This is a genomic window from Apilactobacillus kunkeei DSM 12361 = ATCC 700308, from assembly GCF_001281265.1.
Lineage (GTDB): Bacteria > Bacillota > Bacilli > Lactobacillales > Lactobacillaceae > Apilactobacillus > Apilactobacillus kunkeei.
Window position 1 is genome coordinate 192,068 of record NZ_JXDB01000002.1, and the last position, 25,097, is coordinate 217,164.

At 39.6% G+C, this 25,097-nt stretch carries 1 protein-coding gene; it reads left to right on the plus strand.

What is annotated here, in order from left to right; translation table 11 throughout:
* Positions 1 to 52: 52 nt before the first annotated feature.
* Positions 53 to 25,081, plus strand: a complete 25,029-nt coding sequence (locus RZ79_RS01110) for a DUF5776 domain-containing protein (RefSeq protein WP_054449649.1) — start codon at positions 53 to 55, stop codon at positions 25,079 to 25,081.
* Positions 25,082 to 25,097 lie beyond the last annotated feature (16 nt).

The window sequence follows — 25,097 nt, forward strand, 5'->3', positions numbered from 1 at the left end:
AATTAGACACTTTGTATAGTTATATAAAATCGTGACAAAAGGGGCGATATGTATGCAATATAACAAAAATCAATTCATAAAATCTAACGATAAAAAGATCATGAAAAAGGTAAAGAAACAATGGGTAGTAGTATCTATTGCGACTTTGTCTGTTTTGGGTGCATCAGCATATGGCATGAATAGTATTTCTGCTAAAGCTGATGACAATACACAACAAGTGGTGCAATCACCTAATAACATTTCTAATGATTCAGGGGATAAGTCTACCCAAAATAAGGATAATTCTAATAATGATCAACAATCTGATGATAATCAATTAAGTTACCGTGATGGAGATAATTCATCATCAAGTAATGTTGATAATACTGATAACTCAGCACAATTTAGCCAACAAATTAATCAAGGTGCTAATGATGCATACAATAAAAAGGGCGATAATTCAATTAATTATAGTGGCCAAGCAAAAGATTATTACCAAGCTGGATATGCTGGGGCTATTAGCGCAATGAATGCATACAACACCGATACTAAGGGTCAAGGTACAGGTACGCAAGATACAACATACTATGGTAATACACCAAATAAACCACAGGGTTACACTGGTAACACCTCAGATGGTGCTAAAGGTGACAGTGGTGGTGTTAACAATACTACTAATCAGGATACTGGATCTGGCAATAATACATCATCTACCAATTTACCAACTGATGGAACTCCCATTAACTATGGAACCCCAAGTAATCCTAACCAGGGTGGTGCAGATGATACCAAGTCAGGATATGCTTCTTCTCAAAAGTATCAAGACACTCTTTTGGGTAGATTAAATAGTGTTAACAACCATAGTGTGCAATTTACTAATGGATTTACTATTAATGTTCCAGCCGCTAACGATGTTTTAATTACCAATGACAGGAACAAGTACGCCCAAAAAGCAGGATTAGCTACTGCTTTTGATCAAGGGGTGAACTACGCTTTAACCCAACAAGGTTATGCTGATGCTGAGGCCGGTAAGTGGACTGGTGTCAGAGGAGATGGGACTACTACGTCATATGACTTCTATGATAATGGTAGTACGGATTTACACACATCTAAAAATCCATATGACTTGGCATATATTGGTGCTAAGGATGCTATTAATGCACAATATGATGGCAGTAATAACTACCTAAAGAATAACTTGCCAAGGGCAATCACTTCATCTCAATATGGTTCAGCATATGTAACTGGTTACAATGATGTTGTTTCAAACATTAACCAAGGAGTAGCTTATGTTACTAATTCAAACCAATTTATTGCGGTAATGACAAATGGAAAAGCTAGTTATTCATCTGGTGGTAGTACTCCTGGAAACGTTACTACCGTTAAATTAGCTGCCGATGTTGATTTTACGGGTGCTCCATTCGTAGGTGAATCTAATAACATTTACACAGGTAATAACGGTCCATTCACTGTTGACGGTCAATTCCATATGTTGGATATGCATGGTGTTAGTTATAAAATCACTAACGCAAGCCAAATTAATTTACAAAACTTCCAAGCATTGTATGGATATAATTTCTATGGGCCTTTTGCCCCTGTAAATAGTTCTCAAACGCTTCACTATAAGAACTTAAATTATATTGGGTCTCAATTATTAAGTGCTACTAGCAATGACACATATTTTGCTGGTAATGTTAACGTGCTAGTACCACAAGATTTAGTGACTCCAACTTATTATTCGCCTTTTACAGGATCTAATGGTGTAGCAGTAGAAGGTGGCGGAAATCAAGAAAACCTTGAAATTAACAACTTTATCCTCGAACCAAATGCTAACTATTTCGGTACTGTTGCAAGATCAATTGGTGCTACTATAATTAACGCAAACGGGAACGTTACCTTAGGACAAGGTTCTAAGATGACTTTAATTCCACGAGGCCAAAATAATGGTAATAGTACTTTTGATGGTGGAGACTGGGGTATCTATTTCTCCGGTGGAGGTCAATTAAATGTTAATAAAGATGCCACTTTGAATATTATTCCAAGTTATTCACAATATGGTGGTAGTAATTTCGCCGGTGGGGGTATCTCAACAGCTGCACCTACAACAATTAATGTTAATGGTGGTGCCATTAATTATATTGTTGATTCCATGCAACCAAACATCTATAACCAAGTACTTGATTTTAAGTCTCGTACAGTAGTTAATGTCTTAAATGGTGGATTAATCCAAATTAAGTTAACTAATAACCCTGGTCAAGCACCTTCGTACAACGGTATTATCAACTTTGCTGCTGGTGGAGGAATGAATGTTGGAAACCGTGGTAATTTAATCGTTGAAACCGATAGTACTGGTCAAAAAATGACACCATTCTTTGGTACTCTAAACATCAATAACGTTGGTGCGAGTCATGTTGTTTTAGCAAAGAACCCTAATACAGGTTCATTTAGTAATAACGCAATTAGTGCATATACAGTTTCTGTAGATAATAAATTATTCTATTATTTCAACTTACCTTCTGGTTCTACTAACTATACAGGTATTGATAGCACTGGTAAAAGTGTCTCTGGAAAAATTACAGACCCTAATAGACTTGAAATTGGGGATGTTCCCTCAGTTTCGTTTGTTGGTCCTATTAGTAAAACCATTAATAGTGATGGAACTGGCACGGTGACCGCTTACGCTAAAGTTGCAAAATATGACCCATCAAATGGTCCAATCTATGTTGGTGTCTACACTGGCTTTAGTTCTTCGGTTGTAACAGTACCAAATAGAATGCTTAATAATCCAAGTAGTGGATCTACCATTACTAATGGTAATGCTCCTGCTGATCCAAATAGTTATTCAGATACTAAGGCACTACCTTCTAATTATCAAGATGGACAAGTTGTTCCTATTACATTTACTATTCCTAAATCATTGGTAAATAATCCATTTACTGGAATTAGACTTACTTATGGAATTAGTACTGTTACACAAACCACCGATGGTAAGACCTATACAAATGTTACCGAAGGGTATAACAAGGGATCTAACGGTAAAGTTCAATATGATAGTAATGGAACTATGCAAACCGACCAAGGTAGTGTGGCTCAAATGAATCAAGGTATTGTTGATGGAATAAATGATTCTATCAATGGAAATGGAAACGCTAAGGCAGCACAAAGCTTTAACGTACAGACCAGTCCTGACTACTTAGGTGGATATGATAGTGCTGTAGCCGGTTACAAGGCTTTTAATCCATCTAATCCAGATGCAGACTATACTCAATTAAGTAGTTATAATAACTCATCTAATCCAGCAGCGTTCATTAGAGGATATCAAGAAGCTTCATATCGTGCTGGTCTTAACGATTCAAGAAATCAAAAAGATTTTTCTAAATATACTAATGCTAGCTATCAACAAGGAGCTACTGATTACATTTATACACTTTCGGGTCAAAATAAAAAAACATCTTTTGATCCTAAAAAAGATTTGAATTTAGATGGATTTCCTGCCATCGGTATTCAAATTGGTCTTGCTGATAAAAATGCTATTGAGGCATTTAAGAAAGATGAAAAAGCTGGTACTTCCTTTACTATCGGTAGTTTTAACGGTGACGGATGGAACAGTATTAAAAATGATCCGAATGCAGCTGCAGCATATTTATCAGCTGTAATTGGTTTCAATAATGCAATCACTATGCCGGATTCTACTGCTGATAATCCGGATGCTAATTCTAATCGTCCAGAGACTAATGGTTTCCTAATCGGTAAATCATTAGTTAATGGTGCTAAGTCTAAGACTTTACCACCATTGCAACCATCATCTGATATTCCAATTCCTCCAGCAGGAATTGCAGGATATTACTCAGCACAAGCAGGTTTTGCTGCCGTTCATGCTGCGGTGGATGCTGTATCTGGTAAAGATGTTACCAAGATTAAGGAATCTCAATATAGTGATCCAAGTCAATTGAGTGGAACTACTCAAAAGAACCCGGATGGGTCTAATATTGACCAAATGGTTTATAAACAAGCTAAGTATGGTGCATATCAAGCACTTTTAGGTAAACCAGAAACGGGTCTGAACCAACTTCAGTTGGCCGGTTATGTTAATACGATAGGACCAATTGCAAGTGCCAACGGAATTAGTGATTTTAAGAATGGCTTACCACAAGCATATGCACAGAATGATAATTCTATTCGTGCAACTGCATACCGCAGTGCATATAACCAAGCGCAATCTGCATTTACTAAAGGGCAACAAGATGGTCTTGCTGCTGTTTTAGCGAACGCTAATGCTAGTCATACTGCCAGTGATAGTGCCGCTAATCAAAGTGGAGAAGCTAGTTCATATAAGATTGGTTATCAAGCAGCAGTGGATGGATATAAAGATGGTTCTGCAGGAACCAATCCATCAACAACTAATAAGGACAACAGCCAACCAGCCAGTTACAATTCTGGCTATCAATATGGTATGAATGAAGGACGTCGTACAGCTGGTGCCAATGACTATGTAGCTAAGTCAATTAATTCTAGTATGCAAACTAGTGATGCTAAGTACGCTGATGGTATTGCAGCAGCTACACAAGGTTTCAATGATGCATACAACCAAGCACAAGTTATACAAAATCCAACTACGACAAGTACTGATCACTCGTACGTAATTGGTTTTAATGCTGGTATTCAAAAGTATGCAGCAGACGTTCAAGCTCAAAAGGATGCTCAAGGATACATTGATGGTGCTAATGCATTCATTAATAATAAACAATTAACGCTTCCTTCTGGACAAACAGCTGCTTATCAAAATAATTACTCAACAGGATTTAAATCTGCTCAGGTGGGATTAGCGCTTGCATTAAATAATTTAGGTAGCAATAATCAAAATCTGGGTATTGAGGACTATGGTAATTATACTGCTGATGTATCAGGAGCTAAGTCTATTGGTTACTATGCATTCAATGCTCCTAATACAGGTGCAAAACAAGCCTTTTTAGTCCTAGATGCACAAGGTCAAAATATTTCTTCACAAAATAATCCAACAGTTGCATATGGAGCTGCCGTAGATGCATTCTACGGTTCTTTGGCAAACCTTCAACATGCCACATATAATGCTACAAATGATACAACCGCGCCACTTTATACAGCATTACGTCAATTTATTGATAATCGCGGTAGTAAAGAATATTCAGATGGGTACAATGCTTATCTTAAAGGTAATGCTACACCAACTAATGGATTCGGTATTGCTGGATATAATGATGCGAGTGATGGTTTTAATCAAAAATCTGCACAAAATGGTGCCAATGTTAATTCTGATGGGTACAAAGCAGGTTTGAAACAATATCAAAATTATCAAGCAGGGGTAAGCGCTGCTAATAATGATGCAAGTACAGAACCATCAAACGTTAAAAATAGCCAAGATGCTGATGATGCATTTAATGCGACTATTCAAGGATACAGTGACGGTGCATACAACCCTAAGTCACAACAACAAACTACTACTCTTACTAATAAGAGCAAGATTTATAAACTGGCCTACAACCAAGCATTAACCATTGGTCAACAACTTGGTAACCAAGCCTATAATGACTTAGTTTATGGCAAAGTTACTGCGTCAACCACGCCACAAGATAAAGGTGGGAAAACCTTAGTATACTATGCTGTTATTAACGCCATTATTCAAGGTTTCAACGATGGTCTTGGAGGAACAGATAAGAATTATTCTCCTCAATATGAAAATGGTTATCAATTAGGTCAAATCACTTACCAATCAGCGATTAACACAGCTGCTAGTCTTTCAACAGCTTCCCGTGTTAACAATGATAAAAATTTACCAACTAGCACTTATGCCTCTAACGATGCCAATAATGCTGTTATTGATGCATACAACGATATGTTACGTGGAACAGGCCAAAACCAAAGTGATTTGGATAAAGATAGTCTTGTCTATAACACCTTCTACAATATATTGTTTAGCCAACTACAAACTGAATATAACAATGGTCAAAATGATTTCAATAATCAGACCACTTATACTGGTAGTTTTAAATATGATCATACTCCAGCATATAGTGAAGGTTATTTGAACCGCGCAATGGGATTCCAAGCTGGGATTACAGGAGCTACTTCAGATACAGATATGACCAATTATAAGAACCAAGGTTTTATTACTAATGGTCCTGCATTCCAAGCTGGTCTAGCAGTTGGTAGTGTTCAAGCGAAAACTTTCCAAAATGCTAATAATCAATCATCTCCTGCAACCACAGCAAGTGACGATGTTACACAGGCCGTTTTCGATGCCTTTAACGATGTTAAGAGTAGTGGTGTAACTAAGGAACCAACTGGTGACAAATCTAGCTTGTACAAGAAGACATACTACATTGCGGCGCAAGACGCAGTAACTTCTTATATCAACGGAGCAGTTGGATACGTTAATGGAACGGCTAGAACAGACACTAACAATCCTAATAACCTTGATGGATTTGCCTTTGCTAATGGTTGGGACAAAGCAAGATCAGGTCTATTAACTGCATTTAAATCTAGTAACGCTAAGCCAAGCGAAAATGCACAAAGTACAGGATATATATATGGTCAAAGCATATACGCGGGAGTAATGTCCTCAAGTGAACCTTCTGATAAATCAACTAATATTTATAAAGGATATGTTGCTGCACAAGCGGCGTTGGTTCAAGCTAAAAAGGATTTTGATGACTCAACGCAGGTAGATATTAATAACCTAACAATTCCTGCTGGTTATGATAATGGTCAAACAGAAGCATATAAAGCCGTATATCAAGGTGCTTACTATCAATACAAACAACAACCTATTCCAACTAATCTAGATAATGATTTAAGTGAAAATGCTTATAAACTTTCAAGAGAAAGTAATCAAAGTAATATTGGTGCAAATGACTTTGTTAATGGTAAGGCTCAACAAAGTGATAACAGCGAATATGTGGACGGTTATAACATTGCTAAGGCTGGTTACAAGGATGGTTTGATTAATGGAACTAGTCAACAAGTGCAAATGGAAAGTGGAAAGTCTAATGCATATAAGACTGGATACACAGCAGGAGCTAATAACCATGATAGTTATGTCAAAGCAGTAAATGATGAAAACTCCGATGGAAGTCAAACTTATGCTGGTGCTAAACAAGCATTAGATGATTACAATGCGGCAACAAGTGATGCTGCTAAAAATGCCATCGCTGATAAACAAATTGGTAGTGGAATTAACGCTGAGTACGCTAATGCATACAACACTGCATTAGGTCAAGCTCGAAGCAGCGCCACACAAGGTGCTAATGATTTTGTTAGTTCACAAGGCCATGCAACCCTTGCATTTAAAGAGACACAAAAGATATATGATCAAGCATACAAGGACGCTCAAATTGGTTTCCAAGCAGGATTGACTAATCCAAATGCTGTTGGTGCTAATGCCAGTCAAACAGTAGGGATTCAAGCTGCCCAAACTTATGCAGCGGGTTATCAACAAGCAGTAGCAGATGCTAAAAATAACACATTGAATCCATCTGCTCACCCTGAATTAGTAGGTTATAAGGACACAATTCAGGCGATTATTGATGCTAATAAGAATCAAGTAAACAAGCAAAGCACATCACCAATTTATGCAATTGTTGCTTCTCAACAATTGGGGATTAATGATGCCTTGGCACAATTGAGTCAATCAGCATCTAATGCTAAAAAATTAGGACCAACTGATGCCGTTAATAATGGACAATCTATCAGTGATAGTTCCTACAAGACGGGATACAACGCTGTATTAGATGGATACCTTGATGGTAAGTCAAGTACACAAGGTTCTAACACAAACTTTAACGCATCTTCAGAAAACAGTAATCCAGCATATAAATCTGGATACGCACAAGGTAACGTAATTGGTAGAAGAGAAATTGGTGCTACTGATTTCTTAAATGGGATGCCAATGGGCGCTAGCGATAATAATTACGAAGATGGATATGGTGACGCTCAAACTGGATATGCTGATGGAATTAGTGGATTAACAAACGCTAATATTTCGAAAGAATACAATCGTGGTTATGAAGTGGGTCAACAAGCTAAAGCTGATTATCAAGCAGCAGAAGCCAAAGCATCCCCAAGCGCCAGTGATTCTAATTCTGACACTTATAAAGGTGTTGCTGATGCAATCGCTTCAGTAAAACAAAATGGTAGTGTCTCAACACTAATTGCAGTCGATTCCACTCATACAGCCGCATACGTTATGGCTTATAACAAGGCGGTAGAAGATGCTAATGCTGCTAGTGAAGCTGGTTTATCAGACTTTAAAGCTGGATTAGTCGCTAACCCAAATAGTCAATCAACAGTCGCTAATCAAGCAGTATATGACCAAGCATATAACGATGCCACCGCTGGATTTAAGCAAGGACTAAGTGCTAATCCTTCATCAGAACCTACTAATCAAAACGCTAAGGCCGGGTATGATATGGCTAAAGCGGTGCAAAAAGGTTACCAAGATGCGATGAATGACTTCTTAGCCGGCAAGAGAGATATAAATGCCAATACCGAAGCTGGATATCAGGATACAATGGGCGCATTAGTCGATGCTCAGACTAATACAAGAAACGTAACTAATACGTCACCACTTTATGCTGTTACTTATTCACAAGAAGTAGGTGCTAATGATGGGATTAACGCTGTTAAGCAAGATCCAAATACTTCTAGTGATACATCTGTTCCTGCTTCACGTCAAAATAGTGTTAATTCCAATGCTTACCAATCTGGTTATAAAGGTGCCGTTGATGGTTATAAGGATGGTGCTGCAAGCACTAAAGGTGATTCAACTAACAAGAATGCTAACCAATCTACAGAAGGAAACAATGCAGTTTACCAAAATGCATATAACCAAGGAAATGCTTCAGGTCGGCAACAAGCAGGTGCTAATGACTACACCAAGGGAACTGTTGATCAACAAGTCAAAAAAGATGATAACAACTATGCAACGGGTGTAAACACAGCTGCTAGTGGTTTCTCTGATGGTAAACAAGCTGGTCAAACTTCTAGTACGGTTAAGCCAACTAATACTGATAAGCCTTATGTAACAGGATTTAATCAAGGGGTTGCAACTGCTAGTGGTTCAAATGCGGCAGTTCAACCTGGTAACAAGGATGACTCAGGACTAACTGGCGATGCTAAAAACGCTTATTACGGTACCAAAGATGGATACCTACAAGGTGCTAATGCTGGTAATACAATAACTAATAAGCCTTCTGATAATAAGGGAGCAGATACCCAATCTAATTCTTACACAACGGCTCAACAAGATGCTTACAATGATGCGGTTGCTAAAGCAAACTTAGGTGCACAAAATGCATTTAATAATAACAAGCCGTCAGCATATGCAACTTGGAATCCTGAACAACAAATGGCATATGACACTGGTGTCCAAAACGCTCAAAATGGTTATAAAGAAGCCCAAGATAATATCAACGCAACTAGTCCAAGCAATAATGGGACTAATATGCTTAACACCTTTAATGGTGCAAAAGCTGGTTTTGCAGATGGGACTATTGGTGCCATTCGTAATATTGCTAATCAACCAGCTGAATATCAAGCTTCATACAATAAGGCTAGAGCAGCTGCAATTTTAGCCGCACAACAAGGTGTTGCTGACTTTGCTTCTGATAGTGGAAACAAGCAACAAGGTTCAACTGATGCTTTAGGTAATGCTGAAAGTCATGGATACCAAACAGCATCTCAAGGTTACAGTGATGAGGATAGTGGATCAACAACTTCTAACAACGATCCTTCATACATTGCAGGAATTAAGTTATCTACCGATAAAGCTCAAGGTGTAAACGACGCTATTAATTCACCAAACCAAGGTAGTTCTTATAATGGTAGAGATGCTGCTCAAAAAGCTGCATATGCTGCCACTGTTAGTGGTTACAAAGATGGTGCAAATGCGGTAAATGATAATAGTCAACCAACAGATTCAACTCAAGCCAAAGTCTACGCAGATGCATATAGAGATGCATACAAACAAGGTAGATTGCAATCAAGTCTGGGTGCTAGATCTTACACTCGTAACAGACCAATGAATTCAGATGATGCATTGAGTGCTGAAGCACAACAAATTGGTTACAACAAAGCGCAAGATGGATTTAGCGATGGACTAAAGGGTCAAACTAATAGTGATAATCCATCTTACGTAACTGGTAATGATGCTGCCAAATCAGCTCAAACTGGTTTATCAGAAGCAGAAGCCGGTAACAAGAATTCACAAAATTCAGTTGCTGATACCGCATCATATGCAGATGCTCAAACTGCTTACAATGACGCAAGCACAGCTCTTGCAAGTAACCCAGATGATGTTTCTGTTAGTCAAACTAACAACACTCCAGCTTACCAATACGCATACAACCAAGCTAAGCAAGATCTAAATGCTCAATACAACGCTGGTAAGCAACAATTCTTGAATAAGTACGCATTAGGTACATCTAAGGCTGATACAAGTTCTGCTAAGTCAAACCAAGGAATTAATGCAATTAATCAAGGTTTCAATGAAGCTGTTAAAGGTTTCAAAGATGGTATGAATGGGGCAAATACTCCGACATTATCAACAAGTGCTGCCGCTGCAGGATTTGCTGAAGGACAACAAGCTCTAAATGCTGTTAATGAAGTAACTGGTGGCCAAACTACTCCAGATTCTGGTAATAATGATTCAGCATATCAAAAAGCATTTGCTGCAGCTGTTGCTGCAAAGACTGCATTTGATATGAACCCAGACATCCTAAGTATGGTTCCATCAACTGATGCTAACGCAAACAACCCAGTATATTCACAAGCATACAGTGCAACTGTTTACACACTTTCAACAGCTTACTCAAATGGGGTACAACAACTTCTAAGTGGTCAACCACTTCCAGCTAACTCCTCAACTGAATACACTGCAGGTTTCAACGATGCCAACAATGGTTTCGATAACGCATTAAATGGTCCTAACTATCCAGATACTAATGCATATGGATACGTTACTTCCGGTGCTCAACAAGGTCTAGCAGTAGGTCAAAGAGCATTGTCTGGTTACAACGCCGCAATGCAAAACAACACCACACCAACAGCAGATTCAGTTCAAAATGACGCTAACAGTGGTGCTACTGCCGGATATAAGGATGCAATTTCAGGTTCTAAGCAAACTGATGCACAATTAGCACAAACTAGTTTGGCATACAGAAAGTCATACGCTAAGGCTTACGATGACGTTAAGAATGCTGTTCTAACAGGTTCAACTAACTTCGTAAGAGGACAAACTCCTGATAAGTCAAACAGTCAATACTCCAAGATCATGGAAGGATATAACTATGCTTCCCAAGGTTTTGAATACGCTAAGAGTCATCAAAGCAAGGACACAACCGGTTTAACAGATGATCAAAAGAACAACTCTTCATACATGAGAGGGTTCTATGCTTATGTTGACGCTGTAATTGGTTACAACGATGCACAAAATGCAACATCAGATATTGCTCCATACAACGCTGCCTACAAGGAACAACAACGTGGTTACGAAGGGGCAATTGATGGATACAGAGATGGTAAGAACGGAACTGCTCAATACACTAACAATGAAGTCTTCCCATCCTCACGTGTTGCATACGACCTTGCGTACCAAGATGCCAAAGCTAAGGCAACTCAAGGTGCAATTGATGCAATGTCAACCAATCCAACAACTGATACTTCTCCATTCAAAGCAAAACAATTAGATGCATATCAAACAGGTAAGAACAATGCGGTTACTGGATATAACCAAGCTAAGTCAGACCTATCCGTTTCAAATACAAACCCATACAGTGCTGGAACCGACTCATACAACACCTTCAACGGTGCTCACGATGGTTTCGTAGCCGGAATCAGTGGAAATGCTACACCAGAATCAACCAATCCAGTCTACACAGCCGCTTACAACAAGGCTCAATCAGAAGCTAGTGCCAATGTGACAAATGGTGTGGCGGACTTCGCAAAGAATGCTGACGATACCAGCAAGCAAAGTCAAACTGACGCTACTAACCAAGCAATATACACTGGTTACAACAACGCTAGTGAAGGTTATGCTGCACAAATTAGTGGAACTGCTGATAGCACTAACACCAACGTCGCATACGTTGCTGGTGTTCAAATGGCAGTCGACAGAGCTAACGGTATTGCTGCAGCAATCTCAAATCCTAATGCAACTGCATCAGGATCAGCCTCAGAAGTTGCCGCATTTAACGCAACTATCGCAGGATACAAGGATGTTATTAACGGTACAACTACTGGCCAAACTCCAGATTCCAACGATACAGCTCAAACTAAGGTTTACTTGGATTCATACGGTCAAGCTCAATCAACTGCTTTAACTAGTGCTTCAAACGGTGCGCAAGCATTCGTTCAAAACACTGGTAAACCAGCAAGTGGTAGTGACTACAATTCAATCGCTACACTAGCCGGTTACAACCAAGCTAAGAGTGGTCATGATGACTTTGTTGAAAACAAGTCTGCTCAATCATCAACCGCTGCTTACATGACTGGTTACAATGCTGCCAAGTCAGCAGCTAGTGGTTTAGCCGATGCACAAAACGCAACTAACAGTGGTCAAGGGGACGCAATAGACGTAACTGCATATGGGGATGCTCAAACAGCTTATATTGATGCATTCAACTATGTAACTGCTCACCCACAAGATACAGCAGCTCAATCATTTGCTAACAAGTCAACTGCATACAATGATTCATACAATGCAGCTAAGACATACCTACAAGGTCAATATGTTGCAGGCCAAGACCAATTTGTAAATCAATACGCAAATGGTAATGGTTCTGCTAGTCTAAATGTTGTGGCATCAACTCAAGCCCAAGCACTGGTTAACCAAGGATTTAATGACATGTTAAGTGGATATAACGAATCCATTAATGGCAATAATCTAAACGGTATTGCTAGTTCATCAGATAACCCAGTCCAAAAAGCTGGTTTTGCTGAAGGGCAATTAGTATTGAAAGCAGCAAATCAAGTTGCTAACGGTAATACAACAGGTGATCAGAATAGCGATGCAATTTATCAAAAAGCATTAGCTGCAGCAAATGCGGCCAAAATAGCTTTTGATGCTAATCCTGATGTATCAGATGTCGTTGTTGCTAGTGACAGTAACGCTTCTGTTGTTCCATATGTTAATGCTTACAAGTCGGCTGTGGATCAAATGAAGTCTAACTATCAATTAGGTGGTTCACAATATCTAAGCGGGCAAACAGCTTCATCTACTGCACCTAGTGAATTAATCCAAGGCTATAATGATGCTAAGTCAGGATATACCTCTGCAATGAGTGGTTCTCTTATTGCTGCTAATTCCACAAGTGGAGTTCAAAGCGGTTTCAATCAAGGACAGCTTGTTTATGCGGGATATCAAAATGCGATGAATAGTCAAGGAAGCGCAGGAAGTCAAAATCAACATCAAATTGATGGATACGATGGGGCAAATGCTGGTGTTGAAGCTGTAATGACAGCCAGTGGAAGTGTTCAAAATGATAATCAATTAAGAGCTGCCGGTAAGTCGTTTGACTATATTCAAGCTTATGATAAAGCAGTGAATGAAGCTCAAAATTCCAGATCTATCGGTGCTAGTGAATATCTAGCTGGTCAAAGTAAGCCAACTGGAACCACACAAATTGAACAATCTAAAGCAAATGGTTTTACTGATGCAAACAATGGTCATGATGCAGCTGCCAACGGAACTACAAATGATCAATTAACTCCAGCACAAAAGGCTAATAAAGAATTTATGCTTGGATTCAATTCCTACTCAGATAGTATGAGTGGATATAACACCTATGAACAAGGTGGTAATTTAGGTTCCAGTGCAACGCAAGGTCAAAAGGACTCCTTTGACGGTGCAAAAGATGGATATTTGGCTGGCCCTAATGGTGGATCGATTCCTGACATGACAGGGAAATCACCAGCTTATATTGATGCTTATAAGAAGGCGTTTGAAAAAGCTAAAGAAATTGCTAACCAAGGTGCACAAGATGCAATGACTGGTCAAAATAACAGTCAAAGCAATTGGAGTGCCCCACAAAAGGCGGCATATAATGCTGGAAAGACAAATGCTACAAATGCTTACAATGCAATTAAGGGTAATGTTAAGGCAGATAATAAGTATGCTGCATCAACAGATGCCTCTGAAGCTTTTGAGGGTGCTAAAGCTGGATTCAGTGCAGGAACTATTGGTTCTAATGATGACAGTATCTTAAACGGAAAATCAGAAGTCTTTAAAGATGCATATAAAAAGGCTAAAGCTGAAGCTCTTAATGCTGTAAATCAAGGTCAAGCTGATTTCCAAGCTGGAAACATTAACAACGCACCATCTGGTAAGGATGCACTAAGTGTCGCTAGAGCTAATGCTTTCAATCAAATGCAAAAAGGTTTTAATGATGCTAATGCTAACCCTCAAACTATTGATGCTAATAATCATGATGCCTCATATCTAGCTGGAAAGAACATGTCTGACCAAGTAAAACAAGGGATTGCCGATGCTAATACCAATGGTTCAATTACTGACTATGGTAAAGACGGTTCAAAAACACCAGCTCAAGTTGCTGCATACAATGCTGCCGTTAATGGATACTATGCATCAGTTAATGGCTACAAAGATGGTGCTAATGGTGACAAAGAACACAGTAATCCAATTAATCCATCCCAAGCTGCTGCCTATAACTATGTATATCAATTAGCATGGAATAATGGTGGTCGACAAGCTATGACGGGTGCTAATAACTATGAGAATGGTATTGCACGATCAAGTGATGAAGGAATTAAATCACTTGCTCAAAACATTGGTTATGATGATGCCAAACGTGGTCATGATGACTTCTTAAATAATCGTCAACCAACTGGTAATGTTACTCAGGCTTATACTATGGGTCGTGACATGGCCAAGGCTGCTCAAGATGGATTAACAGATGCTATCAATGGTCAAAACAACGCAAGTGCTTCTAAGCAACCAAGTGCATACAATGATGCACAACAAGCATACATGGATGCTGCTAACGCTGTTTCATCCTACCCAGATAATCCAGCAGGACTACCAGCAGGCAAGTCTGTTTCATATCAAGACGTTTACAACAAGGCTGTCTCAGCTCTACAAACTCAATACCAAAACGGTGCTAGCCAATTTGGCTCACAATACTCAAATGGTAATACTTCTGTCGATGAAACTTCAGTTAATTCCAATCAATCCAAGCAATTGCTACAACAAGGATTTAACGAGGCTAAATCTGGTTATCAAGAAGCATTACAATCAGCTACCAATGCTGACGGTTCATTGAACCTAAACGTTCAACCATCTGCTAATGATAGTAGTGCTAAGAAGATTGGATTCAACCAAGCATTGACCTCATTATCTGCAGCTCAAAATGTTGCTAATGGTGAAATTCAACAATCACAAACAGGTCCAATGTATAATACAGCGTTTGAAGCAGCAATGGCTGCTAAGCAAGCATTGCATAACAATCCTGATGCACCTAATACACTTTCACCATCAGATCCTAATAATAATAATCAAGTTTACAAGGATGCTTATAGTGCTGCAATTACACTAATTAAACAACATTATGTAACTGGATTTAATGACTTTATGAGCGGTAAGTCTCTACCAACTGGTGATACTCAAGCAGATATTGATGGTTACAACAATGCTAAAGCTGCTTATGCTCAAGCAGTGAATGGTCAATCTTTCAGTGGTTTGACTTACCAAGATGCTAAGAGTCAAGAAGCATTTGCTGCAGGACAAAAGGTTGTGAATGGATACAACGATGCTTTCAACAAGCGAAGCGAAGATACCACTAATGATTCAAGCGATGCTTACCAAGCAACCAAGGATGCTTACAATGACGCAAATGCCAATACCACACGTGATTTAAGTACTTCATCATTAGACTATGTTACTGCTTACAACTACGCTATGAAGATGGCAAAAGATGCAAGAAATGATGGTGCTTCTCAATTCGTATCCCATGGAACTACTGATTTTGGCAGTCAAACATTGGCCAATGATGCTCAAAGCAATGGTGCTGCTGCAGCTGAAAATGGTAAGAATGACGCTAAGAACAATAAGTCAACTAATGATTCAACTGATAGTGCTTATCTAATTGGTTTCAATTCACTTTCAGGTGCTAGTGATGGTTCTGAAGATGCCAAAAATGGTAATGGAATTAAGAGTGCTGATGAACTATCTAAGGATGGCAAGGATCAAAACTACATCAATGCTTACACTGATGGTTATAACGGTACTAAAGCCGGATACATTGATGGCCAAGATGACAAGCAAAAAGCTGACTTGAGTAAACAAAGTCAATCCTACAAGGATGCTTACAACAACGCTTACAATGATGCTAAGTCAATCGCTAACCAGGGTGCATTGAATCAACTTGCTGGAAAGAATAACCCAAGTGGTTACAACACTTTACAACAAGCTGCTTACAATACAGGTCAAACCAATGCTCAAAATGCTTATTCATGGGCACATGACGACGTTAATAACAAGAACAAGTTTATCAATAACTCCGATGCTTCAGACATCTTTAACGGTGCTCAAGCCGGATTCTCTGATGGAAAACTAGGAAATGTTGCTAATGTTACTTCACAAACCGCTGTTTACCAAGCTGCATACAACAACGCTAGAAGCCAAGCGGGAGCTCAAACAGTTCAAGCTATTAAGGACTTCAAAGCAGTTAAGGATACAATTTACAATGCAGACCAAGGTAAAAATGATGCAGAATCAATTGCTTACACTAACGCATATGATCATATCAAGGCTGGTTTCAATGACCAAATCAACCAAAATGCATTAGTTGACACTACTGGTAAGGATTCGTCATACAAGGCTGGTATCCTTATGGCTAAGAATGTTCAACTTGGAATCTCAGATGCTTCTAACAACCCAAGTCGTACAGATTACGTTGGTACTGATACCCAAAAGGCTGCCTACGCAGCAACCCGTGATGGATACCATGACGGTAGTTACAACAGCAATACCACAATGGACTCATCATTAGCTCCACAAAAGTACGCATACGATTATGCTTACAAGTTGGCTAAGGCTAGTGGTTTGAATTCAGCAATTAACGGTGCCAATGTTTACATCCAAGCAGATGCTCAAGTTCCCGCTGTTAGCGCAGATGGCATAGCACAACAAAAAGGTTATAATGATGCGCAATCTGGATACCAAGCATACTTGGATAATCCAAGTGGTAGTCTTGATAATAGTCAAACACAAGCATATAAATTAGGTTATGCTGCCGCTAAAGAATCGAGACAAGGTATTACAACATTTAATGGTTTAACTAGTCCAAATTCGGCAACTACCGATCCAAATACTAGTGCAACGGCTAATGAACAAGATGGTTTCAACGGTACCCGTGATGGTTATTTTGCTGGAATCTCACGTTTGCCTAAGCAAGTATTTGATACTAGTTCTAGCCAGTCTCGTGCTTATCAAGATGCATATAATGCATCATATGATGCAGCAAGAAGTAAAGCTCAGTCTGGTGCCATTGATCAATTGAGTGGTGCAAATAATGTACAAACTAGTTGGGTTCAAGCTGATCAAAACGCATATGCTTATGGACAACAAATTGCATCTAAAGCGTACACTGATGCAAATAGCAATCCTAACAACACTAACTACACAACTGTCAATGATGCCAGCGATGCATTAAGTGGTGCGAATGCCGGATTTGCGGATGGTACATTAGGAAACAACAATTATCCAAGTGATACATCTGCTAAACCAGTATACTGGGCAGCTTATAAGAAGGCCCAACAAGCTGCAATTAAGGCGGCAATTAAGGGTGTTCAACAATTTGCAGCCGGCAATTCTCTACCTGATAGTTCAGGTCAAAGTGATCAAGTATCTAACGCTGAAAACTATGGATTTAATCAAGCTCAATCTGGATACCAAGACTTCTTTAATGATGGAACAGCTAATAGTACAAATGTTTCATATATGTCAGGATATAAGTTAGCTAATGATCAACAAAATGGTATGAATGATGCTTTATCTTCAAACCCAACATATGATGATTCTAAAGCTCAATACAGTAAGGATGCTTATAAAGCAGCCTTTGATGGAACTAAGAATGGTTTTGTTGATGGAAGTCAAGGTAATACAGCACACATCAATCCTGAAAATTCAGGCCAAAGTTTAATTTATAATTCAACTTATGGACTTGCTATTACTAGCGGTAAGTATTGGTCTCAACAAGGGGTAAGCGGCTTTATTAATGGATCTCCTGATGATCTAAATAATAATGTTCAATCTAATGCATACCATCAAGGTTTTGTTGATGCATCTAATGCTAAACGCGATGCATTTGCTAACTACCCAGGCGCTAGTTCCTCTGGAAATACCAATTACCAACAAGTATATGCTGGATACCATGATGCAATTGATGATGTTGTAAATGGTAGAGCACAAAAGCAAATCTCTTCACTAGATATGTACTACCCAGCGTACGTAAATTGCTATAGATATGCTACTAAGTTAGCTACTCAAGGGGCAAAAGACTTCTTGACTACTGGAACACAAAGTAATCAAGCTTCTGCTGCTGAAAATGCGGTATATCAAAAGGGATATCAAGATGCATCCAATGCTTACACAGCTGCGGTAACTGATCCTAACCAAACTGAACCTGCATCATATGTTGCAGGTGGTAACGCTGATAATACATTCAATGGTGCGGCTCTAGCATTTAATGAAATAGCTATCGGAAGTACTGACTTAGGTACAAATGGCAACACAAATCCAATATTCATCGCTGCTTATAATAAGGCATTTAGTGAGGCTAAAACTTATTCAGATAAAGGTGCGATTGCGTTTGGTAATTTGACTAAACTAAATGATGTAGTTAATACAGTTCATAATCAAATTGCATTTAGTAATGCTTTAGTAAGTGGATATATCACTGCTCAAAGTGCATATGCTGAAGCTCAAGCTAACTTGAATGAAAATCACAGCACTGATAGTACTTATGATCAAACCTATCAGGGTGCTACAGCAGCATTTAAAGCCGTCATTGATGGCAATGAAAGTGACTCGCATGCTAAAGATAACAAATCTGCAGTATTTAGTGCCATTTATGATCGAGCACTTAGTCATGGTATTTCCCAATCTAAGAAGGGTGCCATTGCATTTGCTAAAGACAAGAAACAATCGGATAACGATGCTGCTAACGCAGCAATGTATAACAAGGGATACACCGATGCACAATCAGCTTATGCATCTGCGCAAACTAATCCTAACCAAGCTGCACAACATACTAATAACACTAATGTGGACAATGCATACAACGGTGCCGCTGCAGCATTTAATGATGTAGCAAAAGATACGCCAAATGCTCACCGAGATAATGATAGTGCTGTTTACAAAGCTGTTTATGATAAGGCAATAGTTGAAGCGCAACAAAATGCCCTTGCCGGAGCTAATGCTAGACTAACTGGCGTAAACCTTAATGATGGAATTAAGAACATGAGTACTGCTTCTGCTCAAAACGCTTATACCACCGGTTTCCAGGATGCTGATAAAGGTTATGTAGCTGCTCAAAATGATATGACACAGGCTAATGCTCATGGAACTACAAGTAATGTTGATAGTTCATACCGTGGATCTGCAGCAGCATTTAATGATGTTGTTAATAACACCATTAATGCTGGTAAGAATGCCGACAGTAGTTCGGTATATCAAAACGCTTACAAGATGGCTTTATCTGAAGCGGTTTCTCACGCTAACGATGGTGCTCAAGCCTTCTCTAAAGGCCATGTTTTAACTGATGATTTGAAGAACCTACCAAACGATTCTGCTAAACGAGCATATACTACTGGCTTTAAAGATGCTAAGAATGCTTATGCCGCAGCAACTACTAATCCTACAGATACCACCCATACTAGTCAAAGCAACTTTGACGAAACATTCCGTGGAACTGTTGATGCATATAAAGCTGTAGTAGGTCATAAGTCGTCAGACGCTGGTAAGGCATCTGATAATAATAATGCCTATACTGCTGCATATGATAAGGCATTCGCTGAAGCTACTCAGTTTGCTCAAGCTGGTGCAATTGACTTTGGTAAAAATGTTGATGCAACTCTTGGACGTACACAGTTTGGTAACAATCAATCTGCTAAGACAGCCTACACGACAGGATACAACGACGCAAAGGTAAGTTATGCCAAAGCACAAGCTAACCCAAGTGACCAAGGTAACCACACTAGTCAAAGTAATGCTGATGAAGCATATAAGGGTGCTGCCGCTGCATTTAACGATGTTACTAATAATCAAGCAGGCAAGAATGCGACTGATGGTAATCCAGTTTATGCATCAACATATAGTCGAGCATTAAATGAAGGACAGGCCATCGCAAGTAAGGGTGCTCAAACAGCACCACTAGGAACGGATGCTGTCAACCAAGCATTGGCTATTTACAAGAACAATCCTGCGGCTCAAAAGATGTTTAACACTGGTGTAAGTAATGCTAATGCTGCTTACGCCGCTGCAAGAATTAACCCTAATAATTCAATTGATCATACATCAACAAGTGATTACGATGAAGCTTACAAGGGTGCTGCTGCTGGATTCAATGATGTCGCAAGTGATCAATTCAACAGTCAATTTGCTAACGATACCAATCCTGTTTACCAAAACGCTTACACTAAGGCTGCAAACGAAGCAACTGCTTATGCAACTCAAGGTGCAATCCTAGGTAACACTGGTAAGCAAATATCTGATGGTTGGAATGGTTCAACTGACCAAGCTGTAATCAACGCTGTAACATCTGGTTACAATGATTCTTACACTGGTTACGTTGCGGCTATTCAAGATCCAAGTAAGAACTTCAACCATACTTCAAACAGTAATATCGATAAATCATACAACGGTGCTGCCGCTGCATTTAACGATATTGCCGGAAATAATGGTAAGGCTAGTCGTTCAATTAGTTCGGATACTGTATATACCACTGCATACGACAAGGCATACGCAGTTGGTTTACATTACCAAAACCAAGGTGCTGCGGATGCTGCTAACAATGTCGATGAACAAACTGGTATCAACGCATTGAACGGTTACCAAGGTTTGATTGACGTATATGACCGTGGTTACAAGGATTCTGGCGATGGTTACAAGCTTGCTCAACAAAATAGAAACGACCATGCTAACCACACTTCAGACAGTAATTCCGATGTATCATACAACGGTGCTGCTGCCGGATTCACCGATACAGTCAACGGTGAAGTGGGTAAACATCAAAACGATAACCAAACACCAACTTATCAAAACGCATACACTCGTGCCGTTAAGGAAGCCCAAGCACAAATCCATCAAGCAACACTTGATTTCAATAACAACTTGAATAGAGATACTCAAGCTCAACAAATCATTGCTGGTTCTGACAAGGATGCTTACGTAACTGGTTACAACAATGCTAGTGACGTATACAAGAGCGTCCAAGACTCAGGTGAGAACGATGGTAAGCACACATCAGACAGTGTCAACGATGAACAATACCGTGGTGCAATGAACGCATTCACAGATGTCATCAACGGCACTCCTGGAGCAAACGCTTTAACTGATAGTGTGGCTGTTTCTGAAAAGGAAAACACAAGTGACGTCTACACTAGTGCTTACGCTAAGGCTCAAGTCGAAGCCACTCAAGATGCCTTGAATGGTGCAACTAACTTCATTTCACCAAACACCGCTGGTAATGCGCCAACAGCTACTGGTAAGTTAAAGGCTTATAACAAGGGTGCAAGTGATGCACAAGGTGCTTATGAATTAGCTCAAGACGATAGAACTCAAGGTTCGACTCATTCAACTAATAGTAACTTTGATGTTGTTTACACCAATGCTATTGCTGGTTTCAATGATGCAATCGATAACCCATTAGCACCTGCTAAAGAAGGAAACGACCTAGCTACATTGACCTACAATAAGGCATTGGCACAAGCTAAGCAATCAGCCCTAAATGGTGTATTGGCATTCAACAACGATAACCATGATGATGCATTTGCTAAGGAAGCTAAGCCAAGTGATAGGGATGCATTCAATGTTGGTTACAACCAAGCACAAAGTGGTTTCACTGCTGCTGAAATCAACTATTTGGATGCTGCTCATCACGACACAAACTCCTATTCTGATCAAGTTTACACCAATGCTGCAAAGGCATTTAAGGATGTAAACGACAGAACTGGTCAAGTTAAGGACAATGTCACAAATGATGTTGCGGGTTCAGCTTACAACAAGGCCTTCAACGAAGCATTCAACATCGCAAACAACGGTGCTGATGATTCAGTTAAGGGTGCATCACAATCTACCAACGTTGCTCAATACGCTGGCAAGAAGGCATTAACCGATGCTTACAATGCTGGATACGTTGATGCAACTAAGGCTTACTCAGATGCTGAAAACGACCACAGCAAGGCAAATGACCATACTAGTGATAGTAACTACGACCGTGTCTACCGTGGTGCCGCACTTGGATTTGCTGATATTATCAACCATCAACCTGGTCAAAATGCTAAGGTTGATTCCAATAAGGCGTTCGTTGATGCTTACAGCAGAGCATCACAACAGGCGTTTGCACAAGCTCATGATGGTGCTATTGATGCCAATGGTTCAAAGCAAGTTCGTCAATTGAATACCAATGCTGACAAGCAAGCTTACCAAGTTGGTTTCAATGATGCTACAAACGGATACAGTGAAGCTCAAGATAATCCTGATGACAAAGCCAAAGCTGATCAAACAACTAATGCAGGGTTAGCATATGCTGGTGCTGCTGCAGCATTTAACGATGTTGCAGATGGTAAACCAGGTGAACATGGTCAAACAATTGCTGATCTTGTTTACCAAAATGCTTACAACAAGGCATTGCTTGAAGGTAAAGCTAACGCAAATCAAGGAGCAACAGCATTTGGCCAAGGAAACACACTAAGTGATGATATTAAGCAATTTGCAACTTCTGGTGCTAAGGTTAAGGACTACACCAAGGGTTACAATGATGCCCAAGCTGCATTTGCCGCAGCGCAAAGTGATACTAGTCAAGCCGACCAACACAGAAGTGGCAGTGATTACGATGAAGTTTACTCCGGTGCTGCAAACGCCTTTAACGACGTTTCAAACCATACAGTTGGTCAACACAGAAATGACTCAAATAATCCTGCATACGTTGCCGCATACGACAAGGCATTAACTTCTGGTCAATCAAACACCCAAGATGGTGCTTTGACATACTTGACTGACAGCCAAGACTACGACAAGAAGATGGATTCATTCTCCACTCAAGCTGAAAAGAACTCATTTGCAACTGGATTTAATGATGCTAAGAAGGGTTATGAATTAGCACAACAAAATCCAATGCTTCAAAGTCATATCGATCAAAATGATCTAGATAACACTTACCGTGGAGCAGCTTCTGCATTTAACGATGTTAAGAATGGCACTGCTGGACAACACGCTAAGACTGAAGATAATCCAATTTACCAAAAGGCATACGACAAGGCATTAACCGAAGCCATGAATTCATTCACCGATGGTGCTAACGAATTTAATGACAACAAGCCAAACTCGGCAAGTGGTGTTGACGCAAACAGTCTAGACCACAATAAGGGTTACCAAGATGCTAAGGAACAATATGAAAAAGTCTTGGTAAACGGTGATGATAACCTACCTGACGATGCAAACCCTGCACAAAAGATTGGTTACCAAAAGGCTAAGTCAGTTGTTGCCGGCATTATCGACGCAACTAGTGGCAACAAGCAACAATCAAATGATCCAAACTATGTATTGGGTTACAATTCTGCTCAAGCTGCATTGCGTGATGGTCAAGCTTTTGCCCAAGCAAACGGTAAGATTGATAATGTAAATGACATTCCTGTTCCTGATGGATTAGATCCAGATGCATATCGTCAAGTATTTGCTGGTGCTTACGAAGGTTACAAGACTGGTGCTGGACTACATCCTAAGAACCCAAGTCAAACTAACCCAGCGTTCGTAAATGCATACAATAATGGTTACAACAAGGCAGCAAACGATATTCCAGCCCAAGAAGATTACCTATACAACGGTAAGAAGACTAACTTCAACAGTAGAACCGACAAGAACTCGTATGAACAAGCATACAAGCAAACTGGTGATGGTTTCACTGATGGAATTAAGAATATCGCAATGCAAAATCCTGATTCTGGTTACTACGTAAATGGTTACAAGGCTGCTAAGATTGCACTTGCTGCAATGAAGAAGGCTAAGACTAAGGCACAATTAACCAATGCACAACTAAATGCATTAGGTGGTCAGACCTACGTCAACGCATTTAACGGATACCGTCAAGGTGTTAAGGCAGCTCAAGCAAGTGCTCGTACTCACAAGAAGTTAACTGCCAAGCAATTGGCTGCTAAAGGTCAAGTATTTGCATACACTTACAACCAAGGATTCAAGATTGAAACTGCTCATCAAACTAAGATTGGTAAGAAATACGGAAGTGCCCGCGCAATTAAGCGTAGTCCAATTCCAATGAGTATTACCAAGAACCACTCAGCAGCATATGCTAAGGCATATATTGCAGAGTATAAACGTCAATTCAAGGCTCACATGCCAAGATATATTTACAACGTTAAGACTATCTATACTCACAGAAGAACTAAGTTCTCTCATGGGTCAAGAGTTGTTAAGTACAAGTACTCAAGAAGATATAACGCACATGTCTTTAAGGTTATCGGTATCAAGTACTACAAGAACCGTGTACCAAGATATGTTGTATCCGGTGGTCGTCTAGTAACTGCTGGTCAAATGGTCCAAGATGCATATTACCGTGGTAATACTGCTAAGGCCGCTAAGAATAGTAGTAATAAGAAGACTAAGAATAAACCAATGGTATTCCGTGTAATTAAACCTACCGGTGCATTGATCCATACAAGTAAGAAATACACTAAGCACAATGTAATCAGAAGAGTTCGTCAAGGACAGTTGATTCACGTTGTTAAGGTTGTTAAATACTATGGATTAACAAGACTATACCTAGGACACAACAGATACTTTACTTCAAACAAGACCTTTGTTAAGAAGGTAAGATAGTCGAAAAAAGACCTAG